At 69.4% G+C, this 19,886-nt stretch carries 18 protein-coding genes; 3 read left to right on the top strand and 15 right to left on the bottom strand.

The window, feature by feature from the left end; all coding sequences use genetic code 11:
• Window positions 1-5 precede the first annotated feature (5 nt).
• The 3 genes from EAO79_RS09705 to EAO79_RS09695 all read right to left on the bottom strand — a co-directional run bounded on the left by EAO79_RS09705 (window position 6) and on the right by EAO79_RS09695 (window position 3,657).
• Window positions 6-959, bottom strand: coding sequence for a carbohydrate ABC transporter permease (locus EAO79_RS09705; RefSeq protein ID WP_371413634.1), 954 nt, complete (start codon window positions 957-959; stop codon window positions 6-8).
• Window positions 956-2,293: an ABC transporter substrate-binding protein gene (locus tag EAO79_RS09700; protein ID WP_124768850.1), complete on the bottom strand. Its 1,338-nt coding sequence runs from the start codon at window positions 2,291-2,293 to the stop codon at window positions 956-958. The genes EAO79_RS09705 and EAO79_RS09700 overlap by 4 nt, the downstream gene beginning before the upstream one ends.
• A gap of 149 nt (window positions 2,294-2,442) precedes the next feature.
• Window positions 2,443-3,657 (bottom strand): NADP-dependent isocitrate dehydrogenase, encoded by a 1,215-nt coding sequence (locus tag EAO79_RS09695; protein ID WP_064296642.1) that lies wholly within the window; start codon window positions 3,655-3,657, stop codon window positions 2,443-2,445.
• A gap of 281 nt (window positions 3,658-3,938) precedes the next feature.
• Between EAO79_RS09695 and EAO79_RS09690 the strand changes: the two genes are divergently transcribed.
• Window positions 3,939-4,391 (top strand): GNAT family N-acetyltransferase, encoded by a 453-nt coding sequence (locus EAO79_RS09690; RefSeq protein WP_079705295.1) that lies wholly within the window; start codon window positions 3,939-3,941, stop codon window positions 4,389-4,391.
• A 4-nt stretch (window positions 4,392-4,395) separates the two neighbouring features.
• Window positions 4,396-4,716, top strand: coding sequence for an MGMT family protein (locus EAO79_RS09685; RefSeq protein ID WP_064296644.1), 321 nt, complete (start codon window positions 4,396-4,398; stop codon window positions 4,714-4,716).
• Between the two features lie 16 nt (window positions 4,717-4,732).
• Here EAO79_RS09685 and EAO79_RS09680 read toward each other — a convergent pair whose 3' ends face one another.
• The 12 genes from EAO79_RS09680 to sucC all read right to left on the bottom strand — a co-directional run bounded on the left by EAO79_RS09680 (window position 4,733) and on the right by sucC (window position 18,826).
• Complete coding sequence (locus EAO79_RS09680) at window positions 4,733-6,511, bottom strand: histidine kinase (protein WP_124768849.1); 1,779 nt, start codon at window positions 6,509-6,511, stop codon at window positions 4,733-4,735.
• The gene (locus tag EAO79_RS09675; RefSeq protein ID WP_124768848.1) at window positions 6,504-7,181 is read right to left on the bottom strand and encodes a response regulator transcription factor; all 678 of its coding nucleotides are present in this window, start codon (window positions 7,179-7,181) and stop codon (window positions 6,504-6,506) included. The genes EAO79_RS09680 and EAO79_RS09675 overlap by 8 nt, the downstream gene beginning before the upstream one ends.
• Before the next feature lie 94 nt (window positions 7,182-7,275).
• On the bottom strand, window positions 7,276-9,096 hold the full coding sequence (locus tag EAO79_RS09670; RefSeq protein WP_124768847.1) for an ABC transporter ATP-binding protein: 1,821 nt from the start codon (window positions 9,094-9,096) through the stop codon (window positions 7,276-7,278).
• Complete coding sequence (locus tag EAO79_RS09665; RefSeq protein WP_124768846.1) at window positions 9,093-10,925, bottom strand: ABC transporter ATP-binding protein; 1,833 nt, start codon at window positions 10,923-10,925, stop codon at window positions 9,093-9,095. Before EAO79_RS09665 ends, EAO79_RS09670 begins: the two co-directional genes overlap by 4 nt.
• Window positions 10,926-11,084: 159 nt before the next feature.
• Window positions 11,085-11,210, bottom strand: coding sequence for a hypothetical protein (locus EAO79_RS19470; protein ID WP_255376697.1), 126 nt, complete (start codon window positions 11,208-11,210; stop codon window positions 11,085-11,087).
• Between the two features lie 180 nt (window positions 11,211-11,390).
• On the bottom strand, window positions 11,391-11,705 hold the full coding sequence (locus tag EAO79_RS09660; protein WP_124770137.1) for a hypothetical protein: 315 nt from the start codon (window positions 11,703-11,705) through the stop codon (window positions 11,391-11,393).
• Window positions 11,706-11,793: 88 nt separating this feature from the next.
• Window positions 11,794-13,005 (bottom strand): dimethylargininase, encoded by a 1,212-nt coding sequence (gene ddaH, locus EAO79_RS09655; protein ID WP_124768845.1) that lies wholly within the window; start codon window positions 13,003-13,005, stop codon window positions 11,794-11,796.
• A gap of 109 nt (window positions 13,006-13,114) precedes the next feature.
• Window positions 13,115-14,722 (bottom strand): bifunctional phosphoribosylaminoimidazolecarboxamide formyltransferase/IMP cyclohydrolase, encoded by a 1,608-nt coding sequence (purH, locus tag EAO79_RS09650; protein ID WP_124768844.1) that lies wholly within the window; start codon window positions 14,720-14,722, stop codon window positions 13,115-13,117.
• Window positions 14,719-15,345 (bottom strand): phosphoribosylglycinamide formyltransferase, encoded by a 627-nt coding sequence (purN, locus tag EAO79_RS09645; RefSeq protein WP_085510275.1) that lies wholly within the window; start codon window positions 15,343-15,345, stop codon window positions 14,719-14,721. Before purN ends, purH begins: the two co-directional genes overlap by 4 nt.
• A gap of 9 nt (window positions 15,346-15,354) precedes the next feature.
• Window positions 15,355-16,632, bottom strand: coding sequence for a DUF6350 family protein (locus tag EAO79_RS09640; protein ID WP_124768843.1), 1,278 nt, complete (start codon window positions 16,630-16,632; stop codon window positions 15,355-15,357).
• A 125-nt stretch (window positions 16,633-16,757) separates the two neighbouring features.
• Complete coding sequence (gene sucD / locus EAO79_RS09635; RefSeq protein ID WP_064296653.1) at window positions 16,758-17,648, bottom strand: succinate--CoA ligase subunit alpha; 891 nt, start codon at window positions 17,646-17,648, stop codon at window positions 16,758-16,760.
• A 14-nt stretch (window positions 17,649-17,662) separates the two neighbouring features.
• Window positions 17,663-18,826, bottom strand: a complete 1,164-nt coding sequence (gene sucC / locus EAO79_RS09630) for an ADP-forming succinate--CoA ligase subunit beta (protein ID WP_124768842.1) — start codon at window positions 18,824-18,826, stop codon at window positions 17,663-17,665.
• A gap of 160 nt (window positions 18,827-18,986) precedes the next feature.
• Between sucC and EAO79_RS09625 the strand changes: the two genes are divergently transcribed.
• A complete protein-coding gene (locus EAO79_RS09625; RefSeq protein ID WP_124768841.1) occupies window positions 18,987-19,787 on the top strand; it encodes an oxygenase MpaB family protein in 801 nt (266 codons plus the stop codon).
• Window positions 19,788-19,886: the final 99 nt, after the last annotated feature.

Raw genomic sequence — 19,886 nt, 5'->3', positions numbered from 1 at the left:
CTCGCTCATGATGCCCTCCTCGACGTCAGACGCAGGAAGATGAACGACAGCGCGAACGCGACAACGGCGATGAGCACCGCCTGCGCTGCGGCGACGTTGTAGTCGTTGTAGGCGAACGCGGTCGTGTAGGCGCTGAGGTTCGGCGTGTACTCGTTGTCGATCGCGGGCGACACGGTCTGCAGCACCTGGGGCTCGGCGAAGAGCTGGAGCGTGCCGATGATGGAGAACACGGTCGTGAGGATGAGCGCCGGCCGGATGAGCGGGAGCTGGATGCTCATCGCGACGCGGAACGGCCCGGCGCCGTCGACCTTCGCGGCTTCGTACACCTCGCCGGGGATGGCCTTCAACTGGGCGACGATGATCATCATGTTGTAGCCGGTGTAGGTCCACGTCACGATGTTGGCGATGGACCAGAGCACGGTGCCTGCGCCGAGGAAGTCGAGCTCGATCCCCATCGCCCCGGCGATGTCGATGATCGGGCTGAGTCCCGGGACGTAGAGGAACGACCAGAGGATCGTCGCGATCACGCCGGGGATGCCGTAGGGCAGGAAGTACACGGCCCGGAAGAATCCCGGCCATTTCGCGGAGGCGGACTCGAGGAGGAGCGCCAGCAGGGTGCACAGGGCGATCATGACCGTGACCTGCACGACGCCGAAGAGGAGCATCCGGCCGATCGAGGCGATGAAGTTGCCGTTCTCCAGGGCCTGGGCGTAGTTGGAGAACCACGCGAACTCGGTCGTGACACCTTCCTCGCCGAAGACGCCCTTCCGTGAGACCCGGAGGAAGCTGCTGCCGATCGCGACGATGATCGGCAGGATGAAGGTGAGGACGAAGAGCGCCAGGAACGGCCCGAGGAGCACCCACGGAGCCGCGATCGAGGTCCGGCGTCGGCGCTGCGCCCCTGACCGCGACGGGTCGTCCGCCACACCGCGCGCCGGGCGTTCCGTGACGGCGCTCACGACGCCGCCTCGATCCGGAGGCCCTTGTTGCGGAAGGCGGTGATGACGTCGCGCTGTCCCTGGACCACGGCGTCCACGAGGGTGCCGCCTGAGGCCTTGGCCCGGAACCCGTCGGCGAGGATGTTGAAGGTCTGCTGGGTGAGTGGCCACCACTGCCACTCGTTGTTCTGTTCCTTGGCCGCCGGCACGAAGACCTCCTCGTTGTAGTTCTGACCACCGAAGAACTCGCTCGGTTGCTGTCGGCGCGCGCCGATGTAGGCGTCGTTCGGCGACCACCCGATGCCTGAGTGCTCGATCATGGCGTCGATGCCGGCGTCGCTCGTGGTCATCCACACGGCGAACTCGAGCGCCTCGCTCGGGTGGGCGCTGTTCGCGAGGACGGCAGCCGTGGACCCGCCCTGGAAGGTCGAGCCGTACCCCTCACTCCCCCACCGGGGCAACGGCGCGACCTGCCACTTGCCCTCGGCCCCCGAGACGCCCTGCAGGAGGGCGTCTCCCCAGCTGGCTCCGGCGAGCGACGCGATCGAGTCCTTCGCCGCAGCGGCGAACCAGGCCGGTGAGAATTGACTGTAGGAGGTGGTCATGACGCCCTCGTCGATGGCCCGGTCGAAGAATCTGGCCGTCTCCAGGGTCGCGTCGTCCGTCATGTCCACGATCCACCGGTCGCCGTCGACACGGAACCAGGACGCGCCGGCCTGGGTCGCCATGGCCGCGAACCACGAGGCGTCGTCGAGGGCGAAGCAATCCAGGTACATGTCGGCCTCGCGCACCGCCCCGGCCACCTGCAACCACTCGTCCCAGGTGGCCGGGGGCTTCGCGCCCACCCGGTCGAGCAGGTCCGGGCGGTAATAGAGCGCCATCGGACCGGAGTCCTGTGGGATCCCGTAGACCCCGTCGACGTAGGAGACCTGGTTCCAGAGGGTCTCGTTGTACCGCGACGCGACCTCGTCCGCGCCGTAGCGCCGGAGGTCGACCAACCCGTTCACGAGCAGGAACTCGGGGAGCGTCCGCATCTCGACCTGCGCGAGGTCCGGACCACCACCCGCGGCGAGCGCCGAGTAGAGCTTCTGATACCCGCCGTCGTTGCCTCCGGGGATCCACACGGCCTCGACCTGCACGTTCGGGTGGTCGGCGTTCCAGACGTCCGCGACCTTCTGGAGGTCCTTCAACCAGGCCCAGTACGTGAGCGTGATCCGTTCGCCGGCGGCTGCCGGGGCGATCGTCGGACCGGTGTTCGGCGACACCGTCCCCGGGGTGGAACAGCCAGCCAGGAGCGCGGTCGCACCACCCGCTGCAGCCCAGGCGAGCAACTGTCTTCTCGTCATCGGTGACATCGATGGTCCTCACTTCGTCGTCGAGGTGGTCCATCGACGCTAACACGACCGTTGGCACCGGCGTCGAGACCCGAACGGCGGACGGGGCCCGGGAGCGTGTGCTCCCGGACCCCGTCCGTGTGGTGCTGGTGTCGGTCAGGCCGACGTCATCAGGCCAGGCGTGCCTTGAGGTTCGCCGAGATGGTCTCGAGGAACTCCTCAGTCGTCTGGTAGGCCTGGTCGGGGCCGACGAGGAGCGCGAGGTCCTTCGTCATGGCGCCGGACTCGACCGTCTTGATGACGACGTCCTCGAGGGTCGCCGCGAACTCGATGAGCTCCTGGTTGCCGTCGAGCACGCCTCGGTGCTGCAGGCCACGGGTCCACGCGAAGATCGAGGCGATCGGGTTCGTCGACGTGGGCTTGCCCTGCTGGTGCTGGCGGTAGTGGCGCGTGACGGTGCCGTGTGCCGCCTCCGCCTCCACGATCTTGCCGTCGGGCGTGGCCAGCACGCTCGTCATGAGACCGAGCGAGCCGAAGCCCTGCGCCACGGTGTCGGACTGCACGTCGCCGTCGTAGTTCTTGCAGGCCCAGACGTAACCGCCCTCCCACTTCATGGCCGAGGCGACCATGTCGTCGATGAGTCGGTGCTCGTAGGTGATGCCGGCAGCCTCGAACCGCTCCTTGAACTCCGCGTCGAAGATCTCCTGGAAGATGTCCTTGAACCGGCCGTCGTAGGCCTTGAGGATGGTGTTCTTCGTGGAGAGGTACACCGGGTAGTTGCGGTTCAGGCCGTAGTTGAGGCTCGCACGCGCGAAGTCGCGGATCGACGCGTCGAGGTTGTACTGCACCTGTGCGATGCCGTCGCCGGGCGACTGGAAGACCTCGAACTTCTGCGGCTCCGAACCGTCGTCGGGCGTGAACTCGACCGTGAGCTTGCCCTCGCCCTTGAACAGGAAGTCGGTCGCGCGGTACTGGTCGCCGAACGCGTGGCGGCCGATGATGATCGGCTTGTTCCACCCGGGCACGAGACGCGGGATGTTCGAGATGATGATGGGCTCGCGGAAGATGACGCCGCCGAGGATGTTGCGGATGGTGCCGTTCGGGCTCCGCCACATCTTCTTGAGACCGAACTCCTCGACACGGGCCTCGTCGGGGGTGATGGTCGCGCACTTGACGCCGACGCCGTGCTTCTGGATGGCGTGTGCGGCGTCGATCGTGATCTGGTCGTCCGTCTCGTCACGCTTCTCGATGCCGAGGTCGTAGTACTCGAGGTTCACATCGAGGTAGGGGTGGATGAGCGAGTCCTTGATGAACTGCCAGATGATGCGAGTCATCTCATCGCCGTCGAGTTCGACGACGGTGCCTTCGACCTTGATCTTCGACACTGGTTGTCCTTTCTGATGCCGCCCTGAGCCGAGCGGCCTACGGAGGTGCGCACGCGGTGGAGTGCTCCGCATGGCATGGAGGAGACCGCATCCGAAAGGTGGACGGCACGGCCACGCCCTAGCTTACAAGACCCGCCAGGTCTCTTGACATCGAGACAGTTGCGGATGGCCTGGTTCCGTCCACGACCCCAGCTGTGGGTCGGCCGTGGAAGTCGGCGGTCACCGCGTGTCGCCCGGGGGCCGGACTATCCGCGGTCGGCTCGACCGGTTAGCCTAAGGACATGGCTGAGCTGCGTCTGGAAGAACTGTCCGCATCGACGATCGTGGCGGTCAACGCGCTCACCATGAAACCCGGGCAGGAGCAGTTCATCGCCCCGGTGTCCTACGCGGTCGCCGCCGCGGTCGTGAACCCCGCCACCTCCTGGCAGCGCGTCATCCTCGACGGCGACGAGGTCGTCGGCTTCATCTCCGCCAACTTCGACCACGAGTCGACGCAGGAGGAGTTCCGCTCCGCCCTGTGGCGCATCAACGTCGACGCCGACGACCAGGGCCGGGGCGTCGGCCGGTTCGCGGTGGCCTCGCTCATCGAGGAGGCCAAGCAGCGTGACTTCGACCACGTCAACGTCATCTACGAGCCCGGTGATCTCGGTCCGGAGGCGTTCTTCCTCCGCGTCGGGTTCACCCCCGTCGGCGAGACCCAGTACGGCGAGACCATCGGCAGCATCAGTCTCTGAGGCCGTGAGCGGGTCGTCACCGACGGACTCGGCTGAGGCGTTCGCCGAGGCCGTACTGGCCGTCGTCGCCGACATCCCCGAGGGTTGCGCCTTGAGCTACGGCCAGGTCGCGTCGATCATCGGGTCGAAGTCGGCTCGTGGCGTCGGTCGCGTGATGGCGCAGTACGGGCATGCCGTGCCCTGGTGGCGAGTCGTCCGGTCGGGCGGTCTCCCTCCGACGGGGCACGAGGATCGCGCGCTCGAGCACTACGAGGCCGAAGGCACACCGATCGTCCCGATGAGCGGCGGGCGATACCGCCTGGGCCGCGAGGCGCTACTGTACTGACCGGATTCGCGCCCGATCAGCCGGGAAGGTGGATCGAGACGACCGTCCCTGCACCGACCGGGCTCTCGACGCGCATCGTCCCGCCCACGGCGTCGACCCGGTCCGCGAGGCCGCGCAACCCACTCCCCCGCGCAGGATCGGCACCGCCGACCCCGTCGTCCGCAACGACGACTCGGAGCCCGCCGTCGGGGTCGTCGGAGACGACCACCTCGCAGCTGGACGCCCCGGAGTACTTCGTGACGTTGGCCAGGCACTCCGAGACGACGTAGTAGACGGTCGCCTCGATGAGTTGCCCGGGCCGCTCGCGCAGCTCGACGGTGACCTTGGTGACGACGGTGCACCGGCGCCCGAGCTCGGCGATCGCCGGCACCAGTCCCCCCTCGGCCAGGAGCGCCGGATGCAGTCCTCGGGCGAGCTCGCGGAGCTCCTTGATGGCGCTCGCGAGCTGATCGATGGTGGTCTCGAGGCCGTCGGCCAGGGCGAGTTGGCCGTCGGCGCGTGCCGCGTCGCTCGCCATCCGGAGTCGCAGGGCGACGGAGAACAGCTGCTGCTGCGAGCCGTCGTGCAGGTCTCGCTCCGCCCGCCGTCGCGCTTCGTCGGCCGCCTGCACGATGCGCAACCGCGATCGGCTCACCTCCCGCAACGAGTGGCGGAGTTCAGCGGTGAGTCGTTCGTTGTCGATCATGATGCGCAGCGACGCCGACACCGACCGGAGCAACTGCGGGTTGTCGAGCAGTGCCGCGTCGTGCTCGATGTACACGAGCGGCGCGTCCGCATCGCCGACGCTCGACATCGCCCGACCGCGTGGGTCCCGGTCGGTGGTCCGCTGCGATCCCGGCCAGACGAGCCGGGCGGTGCGGTCGCCGAGGACGGTCTTCACGGCACCGTCCCAGCGGTCGTGGCCGGTCTCGCTCAGCTGTCCGGTCTGCACCAGGTCGACGGCCCTGGCGCGGATCGTCCGCATCCGGATGAGACCCGTCGCGTACGCCGCGGGAACGAGCACCACCGAGAACGCGTTGAGGTCTTCGACGAAAAGCCGGAGATGCTCCGGCCATCCCCCGAGGCGGACGAGGGACCACGCCACCCCGATGACGAGCCACAGCACGAACGCGACCGGCATGATGAAGGCCACCTGTCTGGCCGCTCCGCTGCTCCGCGCCCATCGCAGCAGCACGACACCCGCGACGACGACCGCGAAGGCCCCCATGACACCCGCATGGACCCGACCGAGCACGTCGGCCACGTCTCCGGCGGCGAGGACGGCATACCGACTCCGCTCGTGGCTCGCGTCGAGCACGTGGTTCGGCGTCGCCAGGAGCGTCACGATCGCATAGGTGACGAGGTAGACCGATGCGGTGATGACGAGCCGCCGGTCGAAGCCGCGCCGCAGCCGGCCGGCCGGGAAGGCCAGCGCGAGCCACACCAGCGCGACCCCCGGGAGCACGGAGATCGACATGAGGAGCGGCCACAGCCAGCCCGCGTCGACGCCGTACGCCCACATGTAGGCCGTCTCGGCCAGCGCGTACCCGACGATCACCCAGCCCGGAGTTGCCGTCGGAGCCAGCCACCAGATCAGCCCCGCCGCCACCAGCGCCGCGAGGTGGCCCACCAACCAGGGCAGACCGTTGCCGTCGGCGACGCCCGGCTGGACGACGCCGAACACGACCGACAGGACGCACACGAGCGCGGCGGCGAGCAGGATGCCGAGTCGCAGCGGCCACGGCAGTCGACCGCGGCCGGCCGGTGCCGGGATCGGCAGCGATGTCGCCCGTCCGTGTGGGCGACCGTCAGCCATCCGCGTGTTCCAGCCATCGCACGACCGCGAGGACGCGGCGGTGGTCCGCCGGAGAGTCCTCGAGTCCGAGCTTGGCCAGGATGCGGCTGATGTGTGCTTCGACGGTCTTCAGACTGACGACCAGCGCCTTCGCGATGCCGGAGTTCGACCGCCCCTCGGCCATGAGGGTGAGGACTTCACGTTCCCGCTCCGTGAGGTGGTCGAGACCGTCCGACCGGGTCCGCTCCGCGACGAGGAGGGAGACGACCTCGGGATCCACGACGGACTCACCCGCCGCCACGCGCTCCACGGCGTCGACGAGCGTCCCGGAGTCGGCGACGCGATCCTTCAGCAGGTAACCGGTGCCACCACCGGAGCCGAGCGCGCGGACCGCGTAGGACGGCACGGCGTAGGTGCTCAGCAGGAGCACCCCGGCGGCGAAGCCCGACGCCCGCAACTGCTCGAGGGCGACGATGCCCTCGTCGGTGTGGGTGGGCGGCATCCGGATGTCGAGCACGACGGCGTCGAGCTGCAGCCCCGCGTCGATGCGATCGACCAGGTCGACCGCCGAGCCGAACGAGCCGACCACGTCGTGACCACCCGCCTTGAGGATCTGCGCGACACCCTCACGGAGGAGCACCGCGTCGTCCGCGACGGCGACACGGAGCGAACGCGGTTCCAGACTGGTCATCCGCTCATTGTGGCAGGTCGACGAGACGAGGTGTAGTGCCCACGGGGTCACTCCGTCACCGGAGGACCCCGTGGACACGCCTGCGCGGTCCTGGTCAGCCGACCGAAGACCGCCAGGCGGCGTGCATCGCGGCGAACCGACCCGTCCCGCCGATGAGCTCCGCGGGCGCGCCGTCCTCGATCACCCGGCCGTGCTCCATCACGAGCACCCGGTCGGCGATCGCGACGGTCGACAACCGGTGCGCGATGATGATCGCGGTACGGTCCGCGAGCAAGGTCTGCAGCGCCTCCTGGACGAGTCGCTCGCTCGGGATGTCGAGCGAAGCGGTCGCTTCATCGAGGATCAGCACGGCCGGATCCGCGAGGAACGCCCGTGCGAACGACAGGAGCTGCCGCTGGCCGGCCGAGACCCGACCACCGCGCTTGTTCACGTCGGTGTCGTAGCCGTTCGGCAGCGCCTCGATGAAGGTGTGCGCGCCGACGGCCTTCGCTGCGGCGGTGATCTCCTCGATCGTCGCGTCGGGCTTGCCCAACGCGATGTTGTCGGCGACCGAGCCGGAGAACAGGTACGCCTCCTGCGTCACCATGACGATCGCCCGACGGAGGTCCTTCGGGTGCAGGTCGCGCAGGTCGATGCCGTCGAGGCGCACCGCACCGTCGGTCGGGTCGTAGAACCGACTGATGAGCTTCGCGAGCGTCGATTTGCCCGCACCGGTCGTGCCGACGAGCGCGATGGTCTGCCCTGCGGGGATCTCGAGGTCGAACTTCGGGAGCACCACCCGGTCGGCGGCGTACGCGAACGTCACGTCGTCGAAGGTGATCCGTCCCTGCGACGTCCACAGGTCGACCGGCGCGACCGGGTCTGGCACCCCGGGACGCTCCTCGAGCACGCCGGAGATCTTCTCGAGTGCCGCCGCGGCCGACTGGTAGGAGTTGTAGAACATCGCCATCTCCTCCATCGGGTCGAAGAACCGGCGCGTGTAGAGGAGCGCCGCGAGCAGCGCTCCGATCGCGAGCTGTCCGTCCGCGACGCGGAACCCGCCGACGAGGAGCACCACGGCGACGGAGACGTTGCCGATGAACACCAGTCCGGGATCGAACACCCCGAACAGCTGGATGACCCGGGCGTTGGTGTCGCGGTACTGCTCCACGAGCTCGCCGAACGCGCGCTCGTTCCGCCGCTCCTTCCGGAACGCCTTCACGGCACGGATGCCGGTCATCGCCTCCACGAAGAACACGATGAGCTTCGCCGACCGGACCCGCGACTCGCGGAACATCCGCTGCGAGCGGAGCTGGAACCAGCGCGTGAGCACGAACAGCGGGATGAGCGACCCGAGCAGCACCAGCCCGCTGACCCAGTCCACGAGGACGAGGGCCACGGCCGTGAAGCCCATGTACAGCACGCCGGACACGAGCTGGTTGATGCCGGAGTCGAGCAGCTCGCGGATGGAGTCGAGGTCGCTCGTCTGCCGGGAGATGATGCGACCCGAGGTGTAGCTCTCATGGAAGTCGAGGCTGAGCCGCTGTGTCTGCAGGAACACGCGCTTCCGCAGGTCGATCAGGATCGCCTGGCTGATCCGAGCGGCGAGCACGGTGTACCAGGAGATCAGCGTCGCACCGGCGGCGCCGGTCAGCAGGTACGCGCCGACCACGAGGAAGGCCGGCATCCAGTCGGCGCGTTCCAGGACGGCCGGGAGGGCGCGGTCGATGCCGAGGGCGATCAGCGCGGGCCCGGCGACCTGGGCGGCGGTCGACACCACGACGATGGTCATGGCGGCGATCACGCGCAGGCGCAGGGGCGCGAGCAGCGATCCGAGCAGGCGCAGCGAACGGCGCCGGATGTGCGCGGACTCGTCACGGGTGAGGTCGTCGCGCTCCTCACCCTCCACTCCGTGGACGGTCGTCGGCGGGGTCACAGGTTCACCTCCTGGCGGTTGGACTCTCGTTCGTCGTCTTCCAGACTCGAGATCACGTAGCGGTAATGGGCGTTGTGCTGCAGCAGCTCGGTATGGCGACCCACCGCGGTGATGCGACCGTCCTCGAGGAGGGCGACGCGGTCGGCGAGGGTGACGGTGCTCGGTCGGTGGGCGACGATGAGGGCCGTGGTCGAGGCGAGCACTCGGCGGAGTGCCGCCTCGACGAGCGCCTCGGTGTCGACGTCGAGCGCCGACAACGGGTCGTCCAGCACCAGTACCTCCGGCCGCGCAGCCACCGCTCGGGCGAGTGCGAGCCGCTGACGCTGCCCACCGGACAGGCTGAGCCCCTCCTCACCGACCAACGTCTCCACACCGTTCGGCAGTTCGTCGACGAACCCGGCCTGGGCGATGTCGAGCGCCTCGTGCAGGATCCGATCGGCCTCCGCGGAGTCGAGGTCGATGTCGTCCCGCCCGAGGAGGACGTTCTCCTTGACGCTCGCGGAGAAGAGGGTCGCATCCTCGAACGCCATCGCGATGTGCCGGCGCAGGTCCTCCCGGGTGAGCGCGCGGATGTCGACCCCGTCGAGCAGGATCCGCCCGCCCGTGACGTCGTACAGGCGGGTGGTCAGTGCCGTGATCGTCGACTTCCCGGAGCCCGTCAGACCGACGAGTGCCATGGTCTCCCCCGGCTCGAGCCGGAGGTCGACGCCGTTCACCACGTCCGCGTAGCGGTCGGGTGCGTCCTGGTAGCGGAAGTGCACGTCCTCGAACACGAGCTCACCACGCGGTTCACGGATGCGCTCGGGGTGTTCGGGGTCGGTGATCGTGTTGACCGAGTCGATGACCTCGAAATACCGGTCGGTCGCCGTACGGGTGTCGAAGGTCATCGCGAGCAGGAAGCCGATCGACTCGATCGGGAACCGCAGGATCGTGGCCGTCGCGAAGAAGGCGAACAGCTGACCGACGGTGAGTTCGCCGATCGACGCGAGCCAGACCCCCGCCAACAGGCAGAGCGCGAAGGCGACGTCGGGCAACAGGACCAGCCAGAACCAGATCCCCGCGATGGCCTTCGCCTTCTCGATCTCGGTGCCCCGCAGGTCCTCGGCGCGCGACGCGAAGCTCCGCAGGGCGTGCTTGCCTCGACCGAACGCCTTGAGCACCCGGATGCCGTGGACGGACTCCTCGACGGCGGTCGCCAGGTCACCGGCCTGGTCCTGGCTGCGCCGGGCGATCACCGAGTACCGCCCCTCGAAGGTGAACCCGAACACCCACACGGGGATGGCGAGCGCGATGAAGATGAGTCCGAGCAGCCAGTTCCAGGTGAACAGGATGACCGCACCGATGACGATCGTGACACCGTTGACGATCAGGAGCACGAAGCCGAACGAGATCCACCGGCGGATGAGTCCGAGGTCGCTGACGGCGCGCGAGAGCAGCTGCCCGCTCTGCCAGCGGTCGTGGAAGGTCACGGGGAGGTCCTGCAGCTTGGCGAACAGCGCATTGCGCATCCGCGCCTCGACGTGCGTCCCAGGAGTCAGGACGAACCAGCGGCGCAGCGCGATCATGACCGCCTCGAGGACACCGAGCGCGAGGACCACGAGCACCGCCGGCCAGATCTGCGAGGAGTCGCCGGTCGAGAGCGGGCCGTCGACGAGGGCCTGCAGCACGAGCGGGATCGCGAGCGCCACCAGGCCGGCGACGAGCGCGGCGACCATGCCGAGCACGATCCGCGGCATGGCCGTCTTCGCGAACGGGTAGATCCGCATCAGGGCACGGAAGGTGCTCTGACGCGGTTGGACAGGACGGCGTTCATCGCCGAGCGGAGTCATTGCGGGGATTCCTTGCGAGAGTGTCGGTGACGTCGATCACCGACGGAATGATGGTCGTGGAACGGCCGGACGGCGAGGTCGCTGTGCGAGGTCGCAGCATCCGGTGACGGGCCCGGACGAGGCCGGACGGACGGTGAGGTGGACTGCCTGGCGCTCGTGCTAAGCGTCGGCGTCCGCTGCGGCGGCGCGTCCGGCTGGCGCCGGGACGGCCACCGGGCGGCGGCTCGAGGCGGAGCGTGCACGATCGACCGTCGGCGCGAGCGCGGTGTGGTTCGAGAGCGTCATGGCATCCTCCTCATCCTGTGGGGCGAGAGCCGCGGGCCGGGTGCACAGGTCGCACTCGAACGCGGACGGCGACCGATCACGGTGAACGAGGTTCGGCGCAGCAGACCAGACTATGGGAATCGGCCGTCAGGCTGCAAGGGATCCATGCGGTTGCACGCACCGGACCGGGTGCGCTCGTCGTCAGGAGGTCGGTTCGTCGACGATGCCGACGAAGGCTCCGATGCCGTCGACCTCGCGCCGACGGGCGCCCTCGGGCACCGGAGGCAGCTCGTCGGCGCCGTGCCAGGAGCAGCTCACCATCGAGAACTCCGGCCACCACTTCTTCGGGCGGAGCGTCTCACTGGTGCCGCAGATCGTGCACCGCAACTCCACCCAGACCGGCCGTTTCCCGGTCCGGTTCGCGCGTGACTGCACGTACCAGGCCGGCGGGTCGGCCAGGAACGCCGCCAACTGGTCCGCCGACCAGAACGGCGGGATCCCGTGGTGCCTGGCCATCTCGAGCGGGATGTCCAGTCGCTGCGCGACGGTCCTCCGACTCAGATCCCGACCCCCGCGCGCTCCAGCCTGCTGCTCCACGATCGACTCAGCTGACCCGCACGGACAGGCAGGTCACGCAGCCCTCGAGCTTCTCGAACTCGCTGATGTCCACCTGGACCACGGTGTAGCCGCGGTCCTCGAGCAGCGCGGCCGTCTTGGGAGCGGCTGCGGAGATGAGTACGGTGTCCTCCGCGAGTTCGACCACCGCGACGCCCTCGCGCTCGGGCACGACGAGGTGGCGACCGAAGAAGGACGGGTCCTCGACGAGGTCGGGGTGGACGAGCACGGTCCCGTCGGGGAGCGCGGTGACGGTCGACTTCAGGTGGAGGGCGGTCGTGACGGGGACCGCCACGACGTCGAACCCGAGCGGCGCGAGGATGGCTCGGAGCTGCCGGACGCCTTCGGCGTTGGTGCGGCCGCTGCGACCGACGTAGACGGTCGTGCCGACCCGGAGGACGTCGCCGCCCTCGAGGGTGCCTTCGCCCTCGATGCGGTGGATCCGGAGGCCGAGCTCACGGGCGGTGGTCTCGGCTGCGACGACCTCGGGGCGACGGCTCTCGGCGCCCGGTCGGGTCACCACGGCGACGTCGCCGATCACGATGACGGCGTCCTCGATGAAGACGGAGTCGGCGAGCTGGTCGGCCCAGGAGACCTCGGTGGTGTCCCAGCCGGCGGCGTCGAACGCTGCGACGTACGCGTCCCACTGCTTGTCGGCGAGTTCGGTGTCGATCGGCGTGCGCTCCAAGTGCGTCACGAGGCCTTCAGCGAGGTTGGAGGCGGGCATCCGCACGAGTGCGACGCGGCGTCCGTCGTCGAGCACGGCGTCCTGCGTGCGGACGACCATCCAGTACACGGGGTATCCGATGAAGGCCGCGGAGAGCGCGACGACGACCACGAAGACGAGGTTGAGGCTGATGAGCGTCGCGACGATGCTGCCGAGCACGGTGCTGTCGATGGGCTGCCCCGTCGTCGCCACCTGGACGATGAGCCCGAGGAGCGCTCCGATGACGGCGAGGGCGGCGCCGCCCAGCAGGGCGAGGAGTCGGTACCGGTAGAGGCCGACGACGCCCACGATCAGCAGCAGCACGAAGGTGATGATCGTGCTCTCGAAGAAGTACGGACTCGCCTGGGCGAAGATCGTCCCGGCGAACTGGTAGCCGACGAACGTGACGAACATGACCCCCAGGAAGCCCACGACGATGGTCGCGGCGGCGGCGGCGGCGGATGCGATGAGCTTGCGGCTCCAGGTGGCAGTCATTCGACAACCGTAGCTCAACGACACAGCGGCGTCGGGCCACGAGGGCCCGACGCCGCTGGGAGATCACCACGAGCCTGCCCAGAACCCCCACAGGGGCGGGCGGCACGGCCTAGTGGAAGAAGTGACGCTCCCCCGTGAAGTACATGGTCACACCGGCGGCTTCGGCCGCAGCGATGACCTCTTCGTCGCGGACGGAACCACCGGGCTGCACGACCGCGCGCACGCCGGCGTCGAGCAGGACCTGCAGGCCGTCGGCGAACGGGAAGAAGGCGTCCGAGGCCGCGACGGAACCCGCGGCACGGTCACCGGCTCGGCTCACGGCGAGGTGGCAGGAGTCGACGCGGTTGACCTGCCCCATGCCGACGCCCACGCTCGCGCTCCCCTTGGCGAGCAGGATGCCGTTGGACTTCACCGAGCGGCACGCCTTCCACGCGAAGATGAGGTCGAGCAGGGTGTCGTCGTCGGCGGGTTCGCCAGTGACGAGCGTCCAGCCCTTGGCGGTGTCCTGGGGGTCGTCGGCGAAGCGGTCCGCGTCCTGGTAGAGCAGGCCACCGGAGATCTGCCGGACCTCGCGGTCCTCGCGCACGAAGTCCTCCGGCAGCTGCAGGAGCCGCAGGTTCTTCTTCGTCTTGAGCACCTCGAGCGCGGCGTCCTCGAACCCCGGGGCGACGAGCACCTCGGTGAAGATCTCCTTGACCGTCTCGGCCATGCCGAGGGTCACGACGCGGTTGGCCGCGATGACGCCGCCGAAGGCGGAGACCGGGTCGCACTCGTGCGCCCGACGGTGGGCCGAGGCGATCGGGTCGGGTGCCTTCGGGTTCGCGAAGGCGACACCGCACGGGTTCGCGTGCTTGATGATCGCGACGGCGGGGTTGGCGAAGTCGTAGGCCGCGCGGACTGCCGCGTCGGCGTCGACGTAGTTGTTGTACGACATCTCCTTGCCGTGCAACTGCGTCGCCTGGGCGATCCCGGCACCGCCCGGACGGACGTACAGCGCCGCGGCCTGGTGCGAGTTCTCGCCGTAGCGCAGTACCGCCTCGCGACGACCGGTGACGGTCAGCGTGCTGGGGAAGGCCTCGGCTGCGGTCGTCTCCGTGCTCGCGAACCACGCGGACACAGCCGCGTCGTAGGAGGCGGTGTGGTCGAAGGCCTGCGCGGCGAGCGAGCGACGCTGAGCGAGCGTGGTGCCGCCGGCGGCGACGGCCTCGGTGATCAGCCCGTAGCGCTCGGGAGAGACCACGATCGCGACGTTGGCGTGGTTCTTCGCCGAGGCGCGCACCATCGCCGGTCCACCGATGTCGATCTGCTCGACGACGTCGTCACCGGCTGCGCCGCTCGCGACCGTCTCGACGAAGGGGTACAGGTTCACGACGACGAGCTGGAACGGCTCGATGCCGAGCTCGGCGAGCTGGGCCTCGTGGGATTCGAGCCGCAGGTCGGCGAGGAGTCCGGCGTGCACCGAGGGGTGCAGGGTCTTGACCCGACCGTCGAGCGACTCGGGGAATCCGGTGACCTCGGACACATCGGTCACCGTGTGGCCCGCACCGCGGATGGTCGCCGCGGTGGACCCGGTGGAGACGATCTCGACGCCCGCTGCGGCGAGTGCGCCGGCGAGCTCGAGCAGCCCGGTCTTGTCGCTGACCGAGATCAGCGCCCGGCGGACGGGGACGAGGTCGCGTTCGCGGTAGAGGCTGTGGTCGTGGCTGGGACCGCTCATGACTGGGGTGCTCCTTCTGCTGGCGGGCGGGACGCCGTGGAGAGCGCCTCGAGGTCGATGGTTCCGGTGGCGAGGTCACGGACGGCCTGGACGAGGAGTCGACGCTCCACCGGCTTGATCCGCTCGTGGAGGCTGTGCTCCGTGTCTTCGGGCAGGACGGGGACGCGTTCCTGCGAGATGATCGGTCCCGCGTCCACGCCATTGTCGACGACGATGATCGATGCCCCGGTCTGCGAGGCGCCTGCCGCCAGGGCGTCCCGGACGCCGTGCGCACCCGGGAACTCGGGGAGGTACGCGGGGTGCGTGTTGATGATACGCGGCGAGAGGGCGTCGACGACGACGGGTGGCAGGAGGCGCATGAGGCCGCTGAGCACGAGGACGTCCGGGTTCCAGACCCGGATCTGTTCGAGGAGCGCCGCGCCCCACTCCGCCCGCGAGTCGAAGGACGAGTAGGGGACGGTGAACGACGGGATGCCGAACTCCTCGGCGTGAGCGAGTCCGTCAGCCTCCCGATCGGCACCGACGGCGATGACGCGAGCGGGGAAATCCGCGTCGCGTGAGGCTTCGAGGAGGGCGCGGAGATTGGATCCGCCACCGGAGATCAGCACGACGAGTGACAGCACCAGAGCATCCTATCGGTCGCGGGCACCCCGGCCGCTCGGCTGGGCGTGCAGCTCCGGGAGGCGGTCCTCCTCGGCGAGATGCGTCGGACCGGCCGCCATGCCGACCACGGCCGCGATCCCGACCGTCAGCGTGGTCCACAGGCCCGTCGCCCAACCGTTCGGGCCGACCTCGATGAGGCGGCCTGGGCCTGCCGCGCCCGCCGAGAGGGCGGCGAGGACACCGACGATGATGCCCGCTGTGACCCCGACGCCGAGACCGACGACCGCCAGCCGTGCGAGCCCGCCACGCCCGTCGAGGTCGACGAGCAGACGACGGCGCAGCACCACGGCAGCGGCGAATCCGATGACGACCGGGACCACGAGGACCGCGAAACCGAGTGGGCTCTCCCCCGTCGGGATGGCGCCGAGGACCGGCACGGCCGGCATGGGCCCGACGAGCGTGCCGATCGGCGAGATCGCCGTGCCGCTCCCGATGGCGAAGCCCGCGCCGGTGATCCAGCTCATGGCCCAGATCACGAGGTTCGGCAGGTACAGGAGTTCGGCGCCGGTGACGATGGCACCGCCCAGGACGCCGAACTGCGCGCTCTCATGCAGGGAGATGATGGCGCCGTAGCCGACGGCGATGAGGATGGCGGTCAGGACCGCGGAGACCGCCACGAGTCCGGTGGCGGCGAGTGCTCCACCACGCAGCGCCGCGACGACCATCGACCAGGTCCCGTCCGGCATCCGGTCCCGCATCGCGCGGAGTCCGTCGAGGATCGGATCAGCCGCGTCCTGCTCTCGGAACCGGACCCACAGCGCGGCGACCACGACCCCGCCTGCGAAGCGCACGGTCGGCGCGAGGGTCCCCTGGACGATCGAGGGACGCACCGCCGGGTGGAGGGCGGTGAGGGTCACGAGGAACGAGAGCAGGGCGAACACGAGCACCGACAGCACGACGGCACCCTGCCACCAGGTGCTGCGTGCCGCGCGGGCCCCGGTGCGCAGGCCGAACAGGACCGTGCCGATCGTGAAGGCGAGGGGCGCCAGGGAGACGAGGAACGGTTCCATCCCGGCAGGCAGGCCGAGCTGCGTGACGAGGGCCGTGTCGAGGGTGATGCGCATGCTCGAGCCGTTGCCGAGCGCCCAGATGTCGACGGCCCCCCGCCAGAGCGCGGCGGGGTCGACGTCCAACTGGAAGTGCAGGGCCCACAGGGCGAGGAGTGGGACGAGTGCGACACCGATGCCGATGGCCACGGCGAGGGTGGCATCGAGGGCGGCGAGGAGGGCGACGGTCAGACGGTTCATGCGCCTTCGACCCTACCTGGAGCCGCGCGTGCGGACGGTCAGGCACACGGCGTGCGTGGGCCGAAACGCCACGACGCGACGCCCGATCCGGGCGTCGCGTCGTGGTCGCAGTCGAGCTGCGGGTGTTACAGCGAGGCGATGATCTCGCGCATGAGGTCGGCGGTCTCGCTCGGCGTCTTGCCGACCTTGACGCCGGCGGCCTCGAGGGCCTCCTTCTTCGCCTGCGCGGTGCCTGCGGAGCCCGAGACGATCGCGCCGGCGTGGCCCATCGTCTTGCCCTCGGGCGCGGTGAAGCCCGCGACGTAGCCGACGACCGGCTTCGTGACGTTCGCCTTGATGAAGTCGGCCGCGCGCTCCTCGGCGTCGCCACCGATCTCGCCGATCATGACGATGGCCTTGGTCTCGGGGTCGGCCTCGAACGCGGCGAGCGCGTCGATGTGCGTCGTGCCGATGATCGGGTCGCCGCCGATGCCGATCGCCGTCGAGAAGCCGATCTCGCGCAGCTCGTACATCATCTGGTACGTGAGGGTGCCCGACTTCGACACGAGGCCGATCGGTCCCTTGCCGGCGATGTTCGCGGGCGTGATGCCCACGAGCGACTCCCCCGGCGTGATGATGCCGGGGCAGTTCGGGCCGATGATGCGGGTCTTCGAGCCCTTCGACTGGGCGTAGGCCCAGAACTCGGCGGAGTCGCCGACCGGCACACCCTCGGTGATGATGACGAGCAGCGGGATCTCGGCGTCGATGGCCTCGATGACCGCGTCCTTGGTGAATGCCGGGGGCACGAAGGCGATCGACACGTCTGCGCCGGTCTCCTTGATGGCCTCGGCGACCGTGCCGAACACGGGCAGCTCGACGCCGCCGTCGTGGGTCACGGTCGTGCCGGCCTTGCGGGCGTTGACGCCACCGACGACCTGGGTGCCGGCCTTCAGCATGAGCGCCGTGTGCTTGGTGCCCTCGCCGCCGGTGATGCCCTGGACGATGACCTTGGAGTCCTTGTTGAGGAAGATTGACATGCTTGTGCGATCCCTTACTTCGAAGCCAGCTCGGCGGCCTTGTCGGCGCCTTCGTCCATGGTTGCGGCGAGCGTGATGAGCGGGTGCGCGGCGGCGGCGAGGATCTCGCGGCCCTCCGCGACCTTGTTGCCGTCGAGGCGGACCACGAGCGGCTTCGTCGCTGCGTCACCGAGGATCTCGAGCGCCTTCACGATGCCGTTCGCGACCGCGTCGCAGGCGGTGATGCCACCGAAGACGTTGACGAACACGCTCTTCACCTGGGCGTCGCCGAGGATGACGTCGAGGCCTGCTGCCATGACCTCGGCCGAGGCGCCGCCGCCGATGTCGAGGAAGTTGGCCGGCTTCACGCCGCCGTGCTGCTCGCCCGCGTAGGCGACGACGTCGAGCGTGGACATGACGAGTCCAGCGCCGTTGCCGATGATGCCGACCTCGCCGTCGAGCTTGACGTAGTTGAGGTCGTTCTCCTTGGCCTTGAGCTCCAGGGGGTCCTCGGCTGCGGTGTCTTCGAGTTCGGCGTGGTTCGGGTGACGGAAGGCGGCGTTCTCGTCGAGCGAGACCTTGCCGTCGAGGGCGACGATGCGCCCCTCTTCCGTGAGGACGAGCGGGTTGACCTCGACGAGCGTCGCGTCCTCACCCTTGTAGACGTCGTAGAGCTTCACGAAGACGTCGGAGACCTGGTCGACGAGCTCCTCGGGGAAGTTCGCAGCCTTCGCGATCTCGACCGCGGCCGCCTTGTCGACACCGGTGAGCGGGTTCACCTCGATGCGCGCGAGCGCCTCGGGCTTCTCGACCGCGAGCTGCTCGATCTCCATGCCGCCCTCGACGCTCGTGAGCGACAGGTAGGAGCGGTTGGCGCGGTCGAGCAGCACCGAGAAGTAGAACTCCTGAGCGATGCGTGCGCCGGCCGCGACCATCACGCGCTTGACGACGTGACCCTTGATGTCGAGCCCGAGGATGGCCTTCGCCGCCTCGTAGGCCTCGTCGGGGGTCTTGGCGACCTTGACGCCGCCGGCCTTGCCACGACCTCCGACCTTCACCTGCGCCTTGACGACGACCACGCCGCCGAGACGCTCAGCCGCGGCCCGCACCTCGTCCGGGGTGTCGGCGATGATGCCGGCGAGGACCGGCACCTCGTACTGCTCGAACAGGTCTCGTGCCTGATACTCGTAAAGATCCACGTGTCATTCCCATCCGCGCTTCGCGCGTTCTGCTGTGATTGTCGTGGCGATTTTCGGCCGCGCGTTATCTCGGCGGCGAGAGAAAAAGGGCCAGTGACGACTCTACCCCCAGCGCTGCGCCGCAACCGGACGTTCACAGTGAACGACTAAGGTCGGGTCCATGACCGGCATGGCGGACCTCGCTCGCGAGGGCATCCTCGTCGCCGGCGCCGGGCGGGCCATCCTGCTGCAGATCGCGGACCCCTCGGTCGCCGCCGGGGTGGCCCGGCACAGCGACTTCGGTTCCCGTCCGCTCGACCGGCTGCACGCCACCCTCACCTTCGTCTACGCGCTCGCCCTCGGCACACCGGACGAGCAGCGCAGCGCGGCCCGGCGGGTGAACCACGCCCATGGACCGGTGCGCAGCCGACCCGGTGAGGCGGCTCCCGGGTACTCGGCCTTCGACCACGACGCGCAGCTCTGGGTCGCGGCCACGCTGTACGACACCGCCGTCCAGGTCTACGAGCTCGTGTTCGGCCCGCTCGACGAGGAGTCGCGGGAGCGCCTGCACCGTGAGTACGCGATCGTGGGGACGAGCCTGCAGCTCCCGCCCGACCGTTGGCCTCCGACCCGGGCCGCGTTCGATGAGTACTTCGCAGCCCGTGTCGCGCGCCTCCACGTCACCGCGGAGGCGCGTGCCGTCTCGATCGAGCTCCTGACCGCTCGCGCGGCGCCGCTCCCCGTCCGGTGCCTGCTCCCGCTCGTCCGGCTCGTGACGGCGGGACTGCTGCCCGACGGCCTGCGGAGCGCCTACGGGTTCCGTTGGACGCCGCGGCAGCAGCGTCGCTTCGCACGTCGGGTAGCCATCGCCCGAGCCGTCTGGCCGCGTCTTCCGCGGCGACTGCGCGCGGCACCCTCCGCCTGGTATCTCCGGGCAATGCGAGAGCGCGAACGCACGGAGGCGGCGCGCCACCGCGGCTGACGACGTTCCAGCACCGCCCTCCACAGCCCGCTGGCGGAGCCGTCCCGTCCACATTCGGATTCCCGCCCGGCTGACCGAGGTGCCGCGGTTCGCACGATG

Origin of the sequence: Plantibacter sp. PA-3-X8 (genome assembly GCF_003856975.1) — a bacterium.
GTDB classification, from domain to species: Bacteria; Actinomycetota; Actinomycetes; order Actinomycetales; family Microbacteriaceae; genus Plantibacter; species Plantibacter auratus.
Note: the sequence above shows the minus strand (reverse complement) of the source record. Positions and strands in the feature narration are given on the sequence as shown.